At 60.5% G+C, this 16396-nt stretch carries 17 protein-coding genes; 6 read left to right on the top strand and 11 right to left on the bottom strand.

Features of this window, described 5'->3' with window-relative positions; genetic code table 11:
- Positions 1–5: 5 nt before the first annotated feature.
- Positions 6–473, top strand: coding sequence for a GNAT family acetyltransferase (locus tag P0D84_RS03735; RefSeq protein WP_408332556.1), 468 nt, complete (start codon positions 6–8; stop codon positions 471–473).
- Positions 474–588: 115 nt separating this feature from the next.
- On the opposite strand, the gene P0D84_RS03730 is transcribed toward P0D84_RS03735, so the two are convergent.
- The 5 genes from P0D84_RS03730 to P0D84_RS03710 form a co-directional block, all read right to left on the bottom strand.
- Positions 589–1293, bottom strand: coding sequence for an ABC transporter ATP-binding protein (locus tag P0D84_RS03730; protein WP_408339654.1), 705 nt, complete (start codon positions 1291–1293; stop codon positions 589–591).
- A 17-nt stretch (positions 1294–1310) separates the two neighbouring features.
- Complete coding sequence (locus P0D84_RS03725; protein WP_408332554.1) at positions 1311–2111, bottom strand: ABC transporter ATP-binding protein; 801 nt, start codon at positions 2109–2111, stop codon at positions 1311–1313.
- A gap of 127 nt (positions 2112–2238) precedes the next feature.
- Positions 2239–3408: an ABC transporter permease subunit gene (locus P0D84_RS03720; RefSeq protein WP_408332552.1), complete on the bottom strand. Its 1170-nt coding sequence runs from the start codon at positions 3406–3408 to the stop codon at positions 2239–2241.
- Positions 3409–3426: 18 nt separating this feature from the next.
- Positions 3427–4377, bottom strand: a complete 951-nt coding sequence (locus P0D84_RS03715) for a branched-chain amino acid ABC transporter permease (protein WP_408332550.1) — start codon at positions 4375–4377, stop codon at positions 3427–3429.
- A gap of 230 nt (positions 4378–4607) precedes the next feature.
- A complete protein-coding gene (locus tag P0D84_RS03710) occupies positions 4608–5807 on the bottom strand; it encodes a branched-chain amino acid ABC transporter substrate-binding protein (RefSeq protein WP_408332548.1) in 1200 nt (399 codons plus the stop codon).
- A 366-nt stretch (positions 5808–6173) separates the two neighbouring features.
- Between P0D84_RS03710 and P0D84_RS03705 the strand changes: the two genes are divergently transcribed.
- Positions 6174–6347: a hypothetical protein gene (locus tag P0D84_RS03705; protein WP_408332546.1), complete on the top strand. Its 174-nt coding sequence runs from the start codon at positions 6174–6176 to the stop codon at positions 6345–6347.
- A gap of 3 nt (positions 6348–6350) precedes the next feature.
- Here the strand turns inward: P0D84_RS03705 and ispH are convergent, their stop codons facing one another.
- Positions 6351–7310, bottom strand: a complete 960-nt coding sequence (ispH, locus tag P0D84_RS03700; RefSeq protein WP_408332544.1) for a 4-hydroxy-3-methylbut-2-enyl diphosphate reductase — start codon at positions 7308–7310, stop codon at positions 6351–6353.
- Positions 7311–7312: 2 nt separating this feature from the next.
- Positions 7313–7768, bottom strand: a complete 456-nt coding sequence (locus P0D84_RS03695) for an FKBP-type peptidyl-prolyl cis-trans isomerase (protein ID WP_408332542.1) — start codon at positions 7766–7768, stop codon at positions 7313–7315.
- A gap of 207 nt (positions 7769–7975) precedes the next feature.
- Between P0D84_RS03695 and radC the strand changes: the two genes are divergently transcribed.
- The 4 genes from radC to nadB all read left to right on the top strand — a co-directional run bounded on the left by radC (position 7976) and on the right by nadB (position 11338).
- A complete protein-coding gene (gene radC / locus P0D84_RS03690) occupies positions 7976–8830 on the top strand; it encodes a RadC family protein (protein ID WP_408332541.1) in 855 nt (284 codons plus the stop codon).
- Between the two features lie 238 nt (positions 8831–9068).
- On the top strand, positions 9069–9302 hold the full coding sequence (gene rpmB, locus P0D84_RS03685) for a 50S ribosomal protein L28 (protein ID WP_007180631.1): 234 nt from the start codon (positions 9069–9071) through the stop codon (positions 9300–9302).
- A gap of 10 nt (positions 9303–9312) precedes the next feature.
- Positions 9313–9480: a 50S ribosomal protein L33 gene (gene rpmG / locus P0D84_RS03680; protein ID WP_007180630.1), complete on the top strand. Its 168-nt coding sequence runs from the start codon at positions 9313–9315 to the stop codon at positions 9478–9480.
- A 259-nt stretch (positions 9481–9739) separates the two neighbouring features.
- A complete protein-coding gene (nadB, locus tag P0D84_RS03675; RefSeq protein WP_408332539.1) occupies positions 9740–11338 on the top strand; it encodes an L-aspartate oxidase in 1599 nt (532 codons plus the stop codon).
- Between the two features lie 92 nt (positions 11339–11430).
- Here the strand turns inward: nadB and nadC are convergent, their stop codons facing one another.
- From nadC to P0D84_RS03655, 4 genes are all read right to left on the bottom strand, one after another.
- Positions 11431–12330 carry a carboxylating nicotinate-nucleotide diphosphorylase gene (gene nadC, locus P0D84_RS03670; RefSeq protein ID WP_408332537.1) on the bottom strand — a complete coding sequence of 300 codons (900 nt, stop codon included), beginning with the start codon at positions 12328–12330 and terminating at the stop codon, positions 11431–11433.
- A complete protein-coding gene (nadA, locus tag P0D84_RS03665) occupies positions 12330–13469 on the bottom strand; it encodes a quinolinate synthase NadA (RefSeq protein WP_408332535.1) in 1140 nt (379 codons plus the stop codon). The genes nadC and nadA overlap by 1 nt, the downstream gene beginning before the upstream one ends.
- A 143-nt stretch (positions 13470–13612) precedes the next feature.
- Entirely contained in the window at positions 13613–14809 is a 1197-nt protein-coding gene (locus P0D84_RS03660; RefSeq protein ID WP_408332533.1) for a DesA family fatty acid desaturase, read from the bottom strand.
- Positions 14810–15010: 201 nt separating this feature from the next.
- Entirely contained in the window at positions 15011–16366 is a 1356-nt protein-coding gene (locus tag P0D84_RS03655; RefSeq protein ID WP_408332531.1) for a mechanosensitive ion channel family protein, read from the bottom strand.
- Between the last annotated feature and the right edge of the window lie 30 nt (positions 16367–16396).

The following is a 16396-nucleotide window of genomic DNA, read 5'->3' as shown; positions in this document are numbered from 1 at the left end:
CGCGTATGACAACGACCGCAACGCTCTCGCTCCGCCGTTTCGAAGCGAGCGACACCGATGCCGTGGTCGCGCTGTGGCAGGAAGCGTTCCCCGAGTATCGGGACGTGACGAGGCCGCAGCGCAATCCGCATCTGTCGATTGCCAACAAGCTGGCGACGCAACCGGAGCTGTTCTTTGTCGCGGTGTTCGGCGAGCGCATTGTCGGCACGGTGATGGGGGGATATGACGGGCACCGAGGCTGGCTCTATTCGCTCGCGGTGGATGAATCGTTGCGTCGTCATGGCATCGGTAGGCGGCTGGTCGCGCATGTCGAAAACGCGCTGACCGAACGCGGCTGCCCGAAGCTGAATTTGCAGGTGCTGTCCGCGAAAGACGACGTGCGCGCATTTTACGAGTCGCTCGGTTATCGCGCGGATGCTGTGGTCAGTCTCGGCAAACGCCTGGGAGAACTGGCGGAAACGCCAGCGGCGTAGGGCCACGCAATCGCCTGAATAGAAAAAGGCCGCATGCATCAGAAACGCATGCGGCCTTTTTTGCACTTAAGGCAAACCCGGTCCGGGTTATTCACCCAGTTCTGGCTCGCCCAGCTTATTCGCCCAGATAAGCCGCGCGCACCTTCGGATCATCCAGCATCTGCTTCGCGTCACCGGACATCGTCACCAGCCCCGAGTCCATCACATAGCCGCGGTTAGCAGCCTGCAGAGCCAAACGCGCGTTCTGCTCGACCAGCAGCACGGTCATGCCTTCAGCCGAAATCGCCCGCACCACTTCGAAGATCTTCTCGACCATGATGGGCGACAGACCCATCGACGGTTCGTCGAGCAACAACAGCTTCGGCTTGCTGATGATCGCACGCGCCATCGCCAGCATCTGTTGCTCGCCACCCGACAACGTGCCCGCGTACTGCGTGGCGCGTTCCTTCAGGCGCGGGAAGAAGCCGAACATACGATCGACGTCCGCCTTGATGCCGTCCGTGTCGGTACGCAGATAAGCACCCATCTGCATGTTCTCGACGATCGACATGCGCGAGAAAATACCGCGGCCTTCCGGCACCATCGCGAGACCGCGCTTGAGCAACTCGTGCGCCGGGATACCCTTGATCGACTGGCCCATGTACTCGATGTCGCCCGCCGAGTACGGCTTAAGCCCCGTGATCGCCTTCATCGTCGTGGTCTTGCCCGCGCCGTTCGCGCCGATCAGCGTGACCAGCTCGCCCTGCCCGACTTCGAGGTCGATACCCTTGACTGCCTGGATGCCGCCGTAATTGACCTGCAGGCCCTTGATTTTCAACATTGCTTGCGTTGTGGACATCAGTGGACTCCCGCACCCAGATAAGCTTCGATCACCTTCGGATCCTTCTGCACGTCTGACGGCAGACCTTGCGCAATCACCTTGCCGTAGTCGAGCACCGTCATCTGGTTGCACAGACCCATCACGAGTTTCACGTCGTGTTCGATCAGCAGGATCGTCTTGCCGTCGCTGCGGATCTTGTCGAGCAGTTTGGTCAGCTCGACCTTTTCCGTTGCGTTCATGCCGGCAGCCGGTTCATCGAGTGCGAGCAGCTTTGGATCGGTCGCGAGTGCCCGGGCGATTTCCAGACGACGCTGGTGACCGTACGACAGATTGCGCGACGTGTAGTCCGCGTACTGCGCAATGCCGACGTACTCCAGCAGTTCGATCGCGCGCTCCTTGATCTCGCGCTCTTCCTTGCGCTCGGACGGCGTCTGGAACACCGCGCCGAGCAGGCCATGCTTCGTGCGCACGTGGCGGCCGACCATCACGTTTTCCAGCGCAGTCATGCCGCCGAACAGACGGATGTTCTGGAACGTACGGGCAATACCCGCCTTCGCAACCTGGTAGACGGCGGTCGGCGTGTATTCCGTGCCGTCGAGCTTGAACTCGCCCGAATCCGGCGTGTACAGACCGGTGATCACGTTGAAGAAGGTGGTCTTGCCGGCGCCGTTCGGGCCGATCAGGCCGTAAATCTGCCCCGACCTGATTTGCAGGCCGACGTCAGAGAGTGCCTGCAAGCCGCCGAAGCGCTTGTTCACGCCTTTCACCGACAGGCGGATCTGGTCGCTGCTCACGCTGTTGTTTACGTTATCGCTCATATGATTTTCTCCTGTCGACCCGAGTTAGCGCTTTAGCGCTTACTCGGGTCCCATGCATCGCTGTCGACCAGAGTTAGCGCGGTAGCGCTTACACCAGTCCATGCAGGGCTGCGGCCCCGCACGTGCCTTAAGCGCGCACCGGCTTCTTGCCGCTGCGCTTCGCCAGTTTCGCAATCTTGTCTTCGTGCTTCGGCGCCGGCCACAGGCCTTCCGAGCGGTACAGCATGATCACGACCATCGCGAGGCCGTACAGCAACTGACGGATCACTTCGGTATCGACGATTTCATGGCCGAAGATCGCGTTCTGCAGCGGACCCATCGTCGAACGCAGGAATTCCGGGAACACCGAAAGCAGCACCGCACCGAGAATCACACCCGGGATGTGGCCCATGCCGCCCAGCACCACGCACGCCAGCACCACGACCGATTCCCAGAACGTGAACGATTCCGGCGACACGAAGCCCTGGAACGAGCCGAACATCGCACCCGACAAACCGCCGAACGACGCACCCATCGCGAAGGCCAGCAGCTTCACGTTACGGGTGTTGATGCCCATTGCCTTGGCGGCGATTTCGTCTTCGCGGATTGCGGCCCATGCACGGCCGATACGCGAGTGCTGCAAACGCGTACAGACCCAGATCACCAGCAGCGAACACAGCACGAACAGGTAGTAGTACAAGTACACCGACGGGAACTGCATTCCGAACAGCGAATGCGTCTGCGCGAGGCTGAAGCCGCCCACCGACACTGGATCGATCCCCGTGATCCCCTTCGGACCATTGGTGATATTCACCGGACGGTCGAGGTTGTTCATGAAGATCCGCACGATTTCCCCGAAGCCCAGGGTCACGATCGCGAGGTAGTCGCCACGCAGACGCAGGGTCGGCGCACCGAGCAGGATCCCGAAGGTCGCGGCGAGCGCCATCGCGATCGGCACGACGATCCAGATCGGCGTATGCAGGCCGGCCGGGAACAGGTGCGCAATCCACTCGAACTGCGAGGTCAGGTGGGGCGAACTCAGCAGCGCCGCGACGTACGCGCCGATTGCGTAGAACGCGATATAGCCCAAGTCCAGCAGGCCGGCGAAGCCGACCACCACATTGAGGCCCAGCGCGAGCATCACGTACAGCATCGCGAAGTCGAGCACGCGGACCCAGTAGTTGCCGCCGGCCGCGCCGATGATCATCGGCGCCGCGATCACGAAGATCGCGGTGATGATGCCGACGGTCAGCGTCTTCGTCAGGTTCTTTTCAGGGATGAGCGTCGTGGACGGCTCGATCGGTTGAATTGAGGTCATGTCTGTTTTCTCCCGGGATCAGGCGCGATCCGCAACACGTTCGCCGAGCAGGCCCGACGGACGGAACACCAGCACGACGATCAGCACGATGAACGCGAACACGTCCTGGTAGTTACTGCCGAACACACCGCCGGTCAGGTTGCCGATGTAGCCCGCCCCCAACTGTTCGATCAGGCCGAGCAGCACGCCGCCCACCATCGCCCCGCCGAGATTGCCGATCCCGCCCAGCACCGCCGCGGTAAAGGCCTTCAACCCCGGGATGAAGCCCATATAGAAGTGAGCGTTGCCGTATTCGGACGCGATCATCACGCCGGCCAGAGCGGCAAGCGCCGAGCCGATCATGAAGGTCGCCGAAATCACGAAATTCGGGTTCACGCCCATCAGGCTGGCAACGCCCGGATTCTCGGCGATCGCACGCATCGCGCGGCCCAGCTTGGTCTTGTGAACCAGCAGCAGCAGACCGCCCATCACGAGGAACGCCACCACGATGATCACGATTTCAGTCATCGATATCACGGCGCCAGGCGTCGTGTCGGTGGCCTTGATCACATTGATCGGGTCGGTGGGCAACAGCTGCGGGAACGGCAGCGGATTGCGCGACCAGATCATCATCGCGAGCGTTTGCAGCAGGATCGACACGCCGATCGCGGTGATCAGCGGAGCGAGACGCGGCGCTTTACGCAGCGGCCGGTAGGCCACGCGCTCGATCGTGTAGCCGACCAGCGAGCAAACCACTGCCGCGATGATCAACGCGATGATGAGCGTCGGCACATTGCCGAGGCCGGGGAAGTGGTTCTGCAGCACGCCTATGGCCGAAAGCGCAACCATCGCGCCCACCATCAACACATCGCCGTGCGCGAAGTTGATGATGCCCAGGATGCCGTAAACCATCGTATAGCCCAGTGCGATGATGGCGTAAACGCTGCCAAGCACTAGCCCGTTGAGGACCTGCTGGACGAAGATATCCATTTAATGCTCCTTAGCCCGTGCGACTGGATTCGCGTTCTTCATCAGCCGGTGGGCGGTGATGCGGTACGCCAATCTCAACGGCACTGCGGGTACTGATGTAAAAGACCGGTAAGGGTTATCCGCTGCCCGGTTCGTCTTACGACTGGGATGCAGTCGGGGACTCGCCGGTGGCGGATGCAAAAACGGCACCGTTGGGTGGTTTCGGTGCCGTCAGTCTGAACGTCCCGTCATCACATCTTCACGACGTCGAGGACCGCTTTTTTGCCGTCCTTGAAGTCGTAAAGCGTAATGGCGCCCTCTTTCAAATCACCCTTGTCGTCGAACGCGATGTGGCCGATTACCCCGTTGTAATCGGTGGACGGCATCGCAGCCAGCACCTTGGGCGCCTCGATCGAATTAGCGCGCTTCATTGCATCGACAATCACGTACACAGCGTCATACGTGAACGGTGCGTAAATCTGCACCGGCGTGTGGAAGCGGTCGACGTACTTCTTTTCGAAGTCCGCTCCCCTGTCCATTTTCGAAAGCGCGAGTCCCGCCTCCGAACAGACCAGGTTTTGCACGGCGGTTCCCGCCAGCTCACCCACCTTGTCGGTACACACGCCGTCGCCGCCAAGGATTTTTGCCCTGATACCGAGCGCCGCCGCCTGTTTGGTAAACGGCCCGCCCGTTGCGTCCATGCCGCCGAACATGATCACGTCCGGCTGAACACTCTTGATCTTTCTAAGGACGGCCTGAAACTCCGTAGCCCTGTCATTCGTGGCTTCGCGCGCAACGATCTTTGCGCCGCTCGCCTGTACCGTCTTCGCGAACTCGTCGGCCAGTCCCTTACCGTATACGCTCGAGTCGTCGACGATCGCGATGCGTTTCGCGCCAAGCACTTTCGTTGCGTAGTTGGCAAGCGCCGGCCCCTGCTGGGCATCGGTCGCGACCACCCGATAAGTCGTCTTGAAACCTTGCTGCGTGTACCCCGGGTTCGTCGAAGACGGTGAGATCTGTACGATCCCGGCATCGCTATAGATCTTCGACGCCGGAATCGAGACCCCCGAATTCAAGTGACCGACCACGGCGACGACATGATCGTCGACGAATTTTTCAGCGACCGCCGTTCCCGTTTTCGGGTCCGCGGCATCGTCCTGCGCGTCGAGCTCCAGCTGGATCTTGTGACCGTCGATAGTCAAACCTTGCCTGTTGATTTCCTCGACAGCCAGACGCGCGCCGTTTTCATTGTCTTTGCCGAGATGCGCGATGGGCCCTGTTAATGGGGCCGCATGACCGATTTTCACGACAGTCGCCTCGCTCGCCGGTGCCGCTGCCGCCGCGGCAGCCGACGCACCTGCTCCCGCCTCGCTATCCTGTTTCTTGCCGCACGCGGTCAACATCGCAACCGCGGTCACGATGGACACGGCGTAAGCAAACTTGACTCGCATTTAAGTAGGTCTCCCGCGCCTTGCAAAATCCGTTGTTCGGGACCCGGAGGCCTTGAGAACGCGCGCATTGTAACTCCAATTATGCGACGCGCAATATTGTTGAACCGGTGGGGTTTTCCTGCATTGCAACCTTATTTTTAAAGAGGGGTTCGGCAATAGGCGCAACCCGGTTGCGACTATTTTCCGTGCATCAGTTGCACCACCGCCGCACCCAATGGCATCAACTGTTGCGGGGATATGGCCTGATCCCTGATTGCAGCGCGGTTCGCGTTAAGTATTACGTTTCCATTGATATCAAAGCGCACGCACTATTTTAGTGCGTCAAAAATCGGCGCAACGCTTTGGCTGCGAATTAAACAGGGTCACATGAATGAAAAATCGATTAAAAGACGAATGGCAATTCAAAAGAATCTGCGTGAAAGGACACTAAAAACAGCGCTTAGCGAAGATCTGGCACTTTATGCAGGAGAGCGCCATGAATCCGCGGGCGTAAAAAAAGCGCGCCCTCGGGCGCGCCTTTCTTTCAGGAACGTTGGCTGATTGTCAGGCAGGCAGACCCAGCCCCCGCGGCAACGGAAACGCGATGTTTTCCTCAATGCCTTCGAGCGCGCGCACGTTGCGCACACCAAGCTCGCGCAACCGGCCAATTACCGCTTGCGCCAGCGCTTCCGGTGCCGACGCGCCCGCCGTTACGCCGATCCGGCGCTTGCCTTCGACCCAGACCGGATCGATCTGGTCCGGCGAGTCCACCATATAGGAAGGCACGCCGAGCTTTTCGGCCAGCTCGCGCAGCCGGTTCGAGTTCGAACTATTCGGGCTGCCGACCACGATCACGACGTCGCACTGCGGCGCCATGAACTTGACCGCGTCCTGGCGATTTTGCGTGGCGTAACAGATGTCCTGCTTCTTCGGCTCGCGGATCGCCGGATATTTCGCCTTCAAGGCACCGATGATCTCGGCTGCGTCGTCGACCGACAGGGTGGTTTGCGTGACGAACGCGATCCGCTCCGGCTCGGCCAATTGCAAGGCCTGTACGTCTGCGATGTCTTCGACCAGATGCATGCCTTCGCCGGCTTGCCCCATCGTGCCCTCGACTTCAGGGTGGCCCTTATGGCCGATCATCACGATGTCGAAGCCGTCCTGGCGCATCTTCGCGACTTCAATATGCACCTTGGTGACGAGCGGACAGGTGGCGTCGTACACCCGCAGGCCGCGCGACTCGGCCTCCGCCCGCACCGCTTTCGACACGCCATGCGCGCTGAAAATGACCGTATTGCCGGCCGGGACTTCTTCCAGCTGTTCGATGAAGATGGCGCCCTTTTTGCGCAGATCCTCGACGACATAGGCGTTATGGACAATTTCGTGGCGCACGTAGATCGGCGAGCCGTGCAGCTTGATGGCCCGCTCCACGATTTCGATGGCCCGATCGACGCCGGCGCAAAACCCACGCGGCTGCGCAAGCAGGATCTCGGTTTCGGCAAGAGTCGTATCCGTGGTGCTCATGTTTAGAGAATCCCGATGATTTTCACTTCAAACGCCAGCGCCTGGCCGGCAAGCGGATGGTTGAAATCGAACAACGCCGACGTTTCGCCCACCTCCTTCAGGACGCCCGCGTAACGGCCGCCGCCCGGCGCGTTGAATTCGACCAGATCACCGGGCGAAAAATCCTCGCCGATCATGCTGTTCTCGCGCAGGGTGGCCAGTGAAACTCGCTGGATCAGCTCTGGATTGCGCGGACCGAATGCCTGGCCCGGCGTTAGCTGAAAGGTCGAATGGTGGCCTACCCTCAAACCCAGCAAAATATCTTCCAGTGGCGGCGCCAGCTGACCCGCGCCGAGCAGCAGCGTGGCCGGCTTGTCGGTAAATGTATTGATGACTTCAGCGCCATCGGCAAGGGAAAGCCGGTAGTGAAGCGTCACGTGTGAACCGGGTTTCACTTCGGAAATGTCGATGATGCTCATGCAATGCTCGCTCTGTCGAAGCGCGCTGCACGCGTGCGCCGCGGGCGCAGTCGACGCGTGTGGCAGACCGTCGGGTGCCATGCGCAAAGCATCTATTGTAAGCCACATAGCGGGCGGCGGCTCGGCTCCGTCGCGCGTACCGCGGCACGGCCAGGGCCGCGGCCCCCGTGCGCCGCCGCCAACCCAAACTGGAGGATTCTTATCTATATGGCCGACTATGCCCGCACGACAGACCAAGCGACACTCGAAGCGGCCCTGCCGAAGCCTGTCGCGTCCGCCGCCGTAGTGTTGCCGCCCACTTGCGCCGCAGTTGGCAAACCCGCAATCGGCAGTAACGCTAGCATCGCCGACGCCATCGCGAACGTCGGCGCACCCCCGGCCCGACAGCTCGTACGCGGCAAATGGCTAAAAAGCGACATGCCGCGCGAGCGGCTGATAGAGGAGGGCCCAGGCGTGCTGTCCGACACCGAAATGATCGTGCTGGTGCTCGGCTCAGGCCTCCCTGGCCACGACGTGTTTAACGTCGCGCGCACCCTGCTCGACCGCTTCGGCTCGCTACGGGCAATGCTCGACGCAACTTACTCGGACTTCGAGGGCCTGCGCGGCATCGGTCCGGCAAAAAAGGCGCAGTTGATCGCCATCATGGAAATGGCGCGGCGCTCGCTGGTCGACAAATTGCGTGACCGTTCGCTGATGAACTCGCCTGAGGCCGTGCAGGATTATTTGCGGCTGCGCATCGGCGGCAAGACGCAAGAGGTCTTCGTGTCGCTCTATCTCGACGCCCGGCATCGGTTGATCCGTTGCGAGGAAAGCGCGCGCGGCACGCTGACACGTATGGCGGTGTATCCGCGTGAGATCGTGCGGCGAGCGCTGACTCTGAATGCCGCCAGTCTCATCGTCGCGCATAATCACCCTTCCGGCGCCGTCCAGCCGAGCGCAAGCGACTGCCGGCTGACGCATACGCTACGCGAGGCCCTTGCGCTGATCGACGTGCAACTGATCGATCATCTGGTGATCGGCGCCGACAACACCTATTCGTTTGCGCGCGCCGGCTGGCCGTGACACGGCGCCAACCAGGGCTACGACAACGCTGCGCCGTGTTCGGTATCGCAAATAAGGTTTGATTTTGCGGCTTTTTTTCCGCTATAATCCCGGTTTGCCTATTTCCAACCCCCTGTTCCGAAGCCACCAAGGCGTTCCGGAAAGGAAAAGCGACTTAAGTTCAAAAACTTAAGCGCGGCTCTTTTCGGGAAACTTTCACGGCGTTCGAACTCAGAATTAGCGTATTAGGAGTGCTCTCATGGCACGCGTATGCCAAGTAACTGGGAAAGCGCCGATGAGCGGCAACAACGTTTCCCACGCGAACAACAAAACCAAGCGCCGGTTCCTGCCGAACCTGCAAAACCGCCGTATTTGGGTGGAAAGCGAAAACCGTTGGGTGCGTCTGCGCGTTTCGAACGCCGGCCTGCGCCTGATCGACAAGAACGGTATCGACGCTGTGCTCGCAGACCTGCGCGCACGCGGTGAAGCCTAAGGAGTAAATCATGGCGAAAGGCGCACGCGACAAGATCAAGTTGGAATCGACCGCAGGCACGGGTCACTTCTATACGACGACGAAGAACAAACGCAACATGCCGGAAAAGATGCTGATCAAGAAATTTGATCCGGTCGTCCGCAAGCACGTTGAGTACAAGGAAACCAAGATCAAGTAAGTCTTGGGTCCTGTTTGACGAAGACAAAAAGATTTGCAAAAAGCCTCGCATTCGTGCGGGGCTTTTTTGTTTTCAACGTGCCGATACTGCGCCGTCGCTGCGCGGCTTAGCCGCCCTTTCATCCTCGCTGCGGCTCTTTAAGACAGTCTTATCCCGTTCGGCCAGCTTTCCCTCATTCGTCGCGGCGCGTATCCTTTCTCGTTTTACGGCGTGCGGACGGCATGCCGTCCTGGCAAAACGAAAGACGGAGATGTAGGCGATGGAATTCGATGTAGCGATTGTCGGTAGTGGTCTGGCAGGTTTGAGCGTCGCGCTCAATCTCGCGGAGACCCGGCGGGTTGCGGTGGTCGCCAAGCGATCGATGACCGAAGGTGCGAGCGATTGGGCGCAAGGTGGGATTGCTGCCGTGCTGGATTCGGCGGACAGCATCGAAAACCATGTCCGCGATACGCTGATCGCCGGGGGTGGTCTGTGCGACGAGGCCGCAACACGTTTTATCGTCGAACACGGACGCGCCGCGATCGAATGGCTGATTGCGCAAGGCGTGCCTTTCACCAAAGACGACGCCGCCGAACTCGGCTTTCATCTGACTCGCGAAGGCGGCCATAGCCATCGCCGGATCATTCATGCCGCGGATGCAACAGGCCATGCAGTGGTTGCCACACTCAGCGAGCGTGTGCGCCATCACCCGAACATCACGTTGTTCGAAGACCACTACGCGATCGATCTGATCACGTCCGACCGCCTGGGTCTGCCAGGCCGTCGCTGCCACGGTTTATATGCGCTCGATCTGCAAAGCGGCCGGACCGTAACGATCGAGGCGCCGCATACCGTGCTCGCCACCGGCGGCGCCGGCAAGGTCTATCTGTACACCACCAACCCCGACACCGCGACCGGCGACGGCATCGCCATGGCGTGGCGCGCGGGCTGCCGCGTCTCGAACATGGAATTCATCCAGTTCCATCCGACCTGCCTGTTCCATCCTTATGCAAAGTCGTTCCTGATCTCGGAAGCGGTACGTGGTGAAGGCGGTATTCTGAAACTGCCGGACGGTACACGCTTCATGCCGAACCACGACGAACGCGCCGAACTTGCGCCGCGCGACATCGTCGCGCGCGCGATTGACTTCGAGATCAAGAAACGCGGCATTGATTGCGTGTATCTCGACATCAGTCACCAACCGCCTGAATTCCTGCGCGAACACTTCCCGACAATTCTGTCCCGCTGCCTCGAATTCGGCATCGACATCACCAGGGAGCCCATTCCGGTTGTGCCTGCCGCGCACTACACATGCGGCGGCGTCGTAACGGACCTGGCCGGCCGGACCGATCTCGCCGGCCTCTACGCAGTCGGTGAGACGTCATGCACGGGTCTTCACGGCGCGAACCGCCTTGCCAGCAACTCCCTGCTCGAGTGTCTCGTGATCGGACGCTCCGCTGCGCAGGCCATTGAGGAAGAAGGCTTCAGCGCCGCCGTCCACGCGCCGCTACCGGACTGGGATGAAAGCCGCGTGTCCGATCCGGACGAAGAAGTGGTGGTCGCGCACAACTGGGATGAGCTGCGCCGTTTGATGTGGAACTACGTCGGCATCGTGCGCACGGACAAGCGGCTTGCGCGAGCCAGGCATCGGCTCACCCTGCTCCGTGACGAGATCCATGAGTATTACGCGAACTTCAAGGTGAGCCGTGATTTGCTTGAACTGCGCAATCTGGTCGACGTGGCTTCGCTGATCGTCGAAGGCGCTCGCTCACGACGCGAAAGCCGCGGCCTGCACTTCAGCCGCGATTGGCCAGCCACGTTGCCTAAGGCGCTGCCGACCGTACTGTCGCCGGAACATGTACGCAACCGCAATGTGTAATTTATAAAAGCTGAAACGAGAAGGCCATCGCCAGGGAAACCGGCGATGGCCTTCTCGTTGATTGCGAACATCTAAGCCTGGACGCGCGCGGCTCAGACGATCCGCATCGAGTAATCCGTTGCGCGCACATCCTTGGTCAGCGCCCCGATCGACACGCGATCAACGCCCGTTTCCGCGATGGTCCGCACCGTCTCGAAGTTCACACCGCCGGACACTTCCAGCACCGCCCGCCCTGCCGTGATACGCACTGCGTCGCGCATCGCGTCGAACGAAAAGTTGTCGAGCAGAATGGATTGCGCGCGATGCGCCAATGCGGTTTCTAATTGGGCCAGCGTTTCGACTTCGATCTGGATCGACACACCCGCATTCAGCGCAAGCGCCGCATCCATTGCCGGGCCAACGCCGCCGGCTGCGGCGATGTGGTTTTCCTTGATCAGAATGCCGTCGTACAACGCGAGCCGCTGATTTGCGCCGCCGCCCACGCGCACCGCGTATTTCTGCGCGAGCCGCAAACCCGGCAAAGTCTTACGCGTATCGAGGATACGCGTTCGCGTGTGAGCAATTGCATCGACGTAGCGACGCGTTGCGCTCGCCACGCCCGACAACAACTGGAGGAAGTTCAGCGCATTGCGTTCAGCAGTCAACAGCGCGCGGACAGGACCGCGCAGCTCGCAGACTGGCGTGTTCGCCGTCATCTGATCACCCTCGCGATACCGCCACTGCAGCTCGATACGCGGATCGATCTGACGCATCACCGCGTTGAACCAAGGCACACCGCACAGCACAGCGTCTTCACGCACGATGATGCGCGCATCGCGCACCTCGTCTGCGGGGACAAGGCGGCCGGTCTGATCGCCAGCGCCCACGTCTTCGGTCAACGCGTCGGCGACATTGCGCGCCAACGCAGCATCGAGTGCCACGCCATACTGCGCATGAATCTCCGCGAACAGCGGCGACACCGCCTCGAGCTGATTACGTTCCACCCCCCCCATTACGCTGCTCCCACGTTTGAATACAGTTGCGCATCGCGCGCGAAATCGCCACTTGCCTGCACGCGCTTCTTATGACGCGCCGCGAAGTCGAGCATCCGGTCGATCGGCAGACGCGCCCGCTCGCCGATCGCTGAATCAACGAAGATTTCGTTGTGGCCGCGTTCAAGCACGTCGGCCAGATTGGCGAGGCCATTCATCGCCATCCACGGGCAATGCGCGCAGCTCTTGCAGGTCGCGCTGTTGCCCGCCGTCGGCGCGGCGATCAACGTCTTGCTGGGTGCGGCAAGCTGCATCTTGTGCAGAATGCCGAGATCGGTCGCTACAATGAAATGCGTCGCGTCGAGTTTTTGCGCGGCGTCGATCAACTGGGTTGTCGAACCAACCACGTCCGCTTGCGCAACCACATTAGCCGGTGACTCCGGATGCACCAGCACCTTCGCGCCCGGATATTCGGCGCGCAGCAGATCGAGTTCGATGCCCTTGAATTCGTCGTGCACGAGACACGAGCCCTGCCACAGCAACATGTCCGCGCCGGTCTTGCTCTGGATATAGCTGCCGAGGTGACGATCCGGCGCCCAGATAATCTTTTCGCCCCGTGCGTGCAGATCGGCAACGATCTCCAATCCGATCGACGACGTCACCATCCAGTCCGCCCGCGCCTTGACGGCCGCGCTGGTGTTCGCGTACACGACCACCGTGCGATCCGGGTGAGCGTCGCAGAAAGCCGAGAATTCATCGACCGGACAGCCCAGGTCGAGCGAACAGGTCGCATCGAGATCAGGCATCAGAATGCGCTTGTTCGGACTCAGGATTTTCGCGGTCTCGCCCATGAAGCGCACGCCTGCTACCACCAGCGTCTGCGCCTCGTGATCGCGGCCGAAACGCGCCATCTCCAGTGAGTCGGCGACGCAGCCGCCGGTTTCGTCGGCGAGCTCCTGCAATTCCGCGTCCACATAATAGTGCGCGACGAGCACCGCTTTCTCGCGCTTAAGCAATGCGCGGATGCGCTCCTTCAGCGCTACCCTCTGTTCCGCCGACGGCGCGTCGGGCACCTTCGCCCAAGCCTGCCCGATCCCGCAGGTTGTGCCTTGTGCCTGTGGCCGGTCGTATTCGACGGTCCTGATCGCCTGCTGATCCATGATCTCCTCTTCCCTTCGCTCTGCCGCCGCGGACACTTAATCGCGTGCCGTTGCAATTTCCGCGGCCCAAAAAGCAAAACCCCGCCAACGCGGGGTTTTGTGACGTAACGAAATTTTAATAGATTTCGCGCTCAGGGATACGATCAAGCATAACGGCGCAGACGCATCGCGAATTCCTGGAGCGCTTTGATACCGCTCTGTTCAGCGCGATGACACCAGTCTTGCAATTGAATCAGCAATTGATCGCGCGACGCATTCGAACGCTCCCACATCGCCGCCAGTTCATTGCGCATGTCGATGTACGTCTTGAGCTTCTGGCTATTCGCGAAGATTTGCGGCAACTGGCGCTTCTGCGGCTCGTCGAGACCCGCCTCTTCCTTGTGGAACCAGCTACGCGCACCGCGCATTACCTGATACTTCTCGCGCGCGCCAACTTCCTTCAGATGCGCCAACTCCTGGCGGTAAGCGCGCTTGAGCGCCTTGCCGTAGCGCGCCATCACTTCGTAGCGGTTGGCCAGCACGGCTTGCAACGTGTCCTGGTCGAGCACCAGCTTGCCGGTTGTCAGACGCGGCGTAGGTGCGATCTTCTTCACCTTGGCCAGGCGGAACGCCGACATGATGCGGATGTACATCCAGCCGATATCGAACTCATACCACTTGTTCGACAGCTTGGCCGACGTAGCATACGTGTGGTGATTGTTATGCAACTCTTCGCCGCCGATGAGGATGCCCCACGGAAAAATGTTGGTGCTGGCATCCGACGAGTTGAAATTGCGGTAGCCCCACCAGTGCGCAAGGCCATTCACCACGCCGGCTGCCCAGAACGGGATCCACACCATCTGCACGGCCCAGATCGTCAGGCCAACCACACCGAACAACGCGACGTTGAGCACCATCATCAGGCTCACGCCGAGGATCGGGTACTTGGTGTAGACATTGCGTTCCATCCAGTCATTCGGCGTACCGTGACTGAACTTGCGCATGGTTTCTTCATTCTTGGCTTCGGAACGGTACAGTTCCGCGCCTTCCAGCAGCACCTTCCAGATACCGCGCGTTTGCGGGCTGTGCGGATCTTCTTCGGTCTCGCACTTGGCGTGGTGCTTACGGTGAATCGCGGCCCATTGGCCGGTCAGCATGCCGGTGGTCATCCACAGCCAGAAACGGAAAAAATGACTGACGGCCGGATGCAACTCCAGCGCGCGGTGCGCCTGGCAGCGATGCAAATAGACCGTCACGCCGATGATCGTGATGTGTGTCGCGACGAGCGTGTACAGCACAAGTTGCCACCACGAGAAGTGCAGCACGCCATGGGCAAGGAAATCGAGCAAGGAATTCAACAAGGCAATTTACCTGTGGAACAAGAGACGCCAGACACACGCAAAATGCGCGTGTCAACAAAGTGAAAGCATACAGCGGGATTGGAAGATATTCTACTTGAAGCGTTCCAAGTGTTTGTAACAAATAGAGATTCTTTGTGGGGTATCAACGGGAAGGAACTCACCGCAGATCTCTTAGACCTTCCGCTGCGTTCGAAGTGCCCGTCAGCGGGCGCTATCGGCTGGATTAGCCCGCGAATCGGTCATTGTTACCGCCCGCGGCATTGCGTCGCTGATGTTGCCGACGATTCGCACTTCGCGTTGCGCGAAAGGAATCGAGATGTCGTGTTCTGAGAACAAACGCCAGATGTTGCGATTAACGGTCGAGCGCACACTCGAAGTGCCCGTCGCCGCGTCCTCGATCCAGAAACCCAGTTCGAGATTGATACCGTCTGGGCCGAAGCTCGCCAGATAAGCCGTAGGCGCCGGCTCCTGCAACACCCGCGCGACGCCCTGAGCTGCCTGGGCAAGCAACGCCATCGCCTGCTCGACGTCGGACGTGTACGCGACCTGCACGGCCAATTTGGCATAGCCGCGCGTCAGATAGGAAGACTGGTTCTGCACCACGTCCGTAATCAGTTTTTCGTTCGGAATCAGCGTTTCGATGCCGTCCAGCCCACGCACCACCGTATAGCGCGTGCGAATCTGCGTGACCATGCCCTGCAAGCCGCTGACATTGATCGTGTCGCCAATGCGCAGCGAGCGATCGATCAGAATGATGAAGCCCGAGACGTAGTTGCTCGCGATCTTCTGCAGCCCGAACCCAAGCCCGACACCCAGCGCGCCGCCGAACACGCCCAGCACCGTGATATCGATGCCTACCAGCGAGAGGCTGATCAGCACCGCCGCCAGCACGAACACAGCACGGCCGACGCGCGCCACGACCACTTTGAGATTGGCATCGAGCGTGGTCGAGCGAATCAGGCGGTCTTCGAACGCCGAGCCCAGCCACATCGCGACAATCATCGTCACGCAGACCCACAGAAGACCCGTGATCAGCGACAGCAGCGTCATATGGGCATTGGCGACGCGGAAATGCACGCTGCCCATCCACGCGATCACGTCGTCCTGAATGCCCATCACGGTGAGCACCATGCCGATCCACACGACCAGCGAGACGATTTTCTCGACGAGGAATAGCCACGGATGGGTCTCGCCGCCGTGGCTGAAGACCCGTCGCGCGAAGAAAAACACGATGTAAATCAGGCCGATACCGAACAAGGGCACCAACGCCAGATCGAGCAGCGCGGTGTGCATGAACGGGCCGGTGATCGCCCGCGCGAGCCAGACGAGTGCCGCGCCGATCAAGGGAAAAAATGCGCGGTTCAGGCTTTCCGCACCGAAACGCAGGGTCTGGTAACGCGTCTGGCGCCGCAGATCGAGCGCCCGGCGCAACAGCCGCGCGAGCAGCCACGCAATGATGAGCGTGCCAACCAGCACGCCGACCTGCCACAACATCACCGGCTGGCCGAAGTCGCGCGCAAGGTCGCCGAACATGTGCGGAAAAATGCGGTTTTGCATGATGTCGCCGAAATCGCCGGCGCGCCGTGT

This window comes from Paraburkholderia sp. RL17-337-BIB-A, from assembly GCF_046025895.1.
GTDB classification, from domain to species: Bacteria; Pseudomonadota; Gammaproteobacteria; order Burkholderiales; family Burkholderiaceae; genus Paraburkholderia; species Paraburkholderia fungorum_C.
Note: the sequence above shows the minus strand (reverse complement) of the source record. Positions and strands in the feature narration are given on the sequence as shown.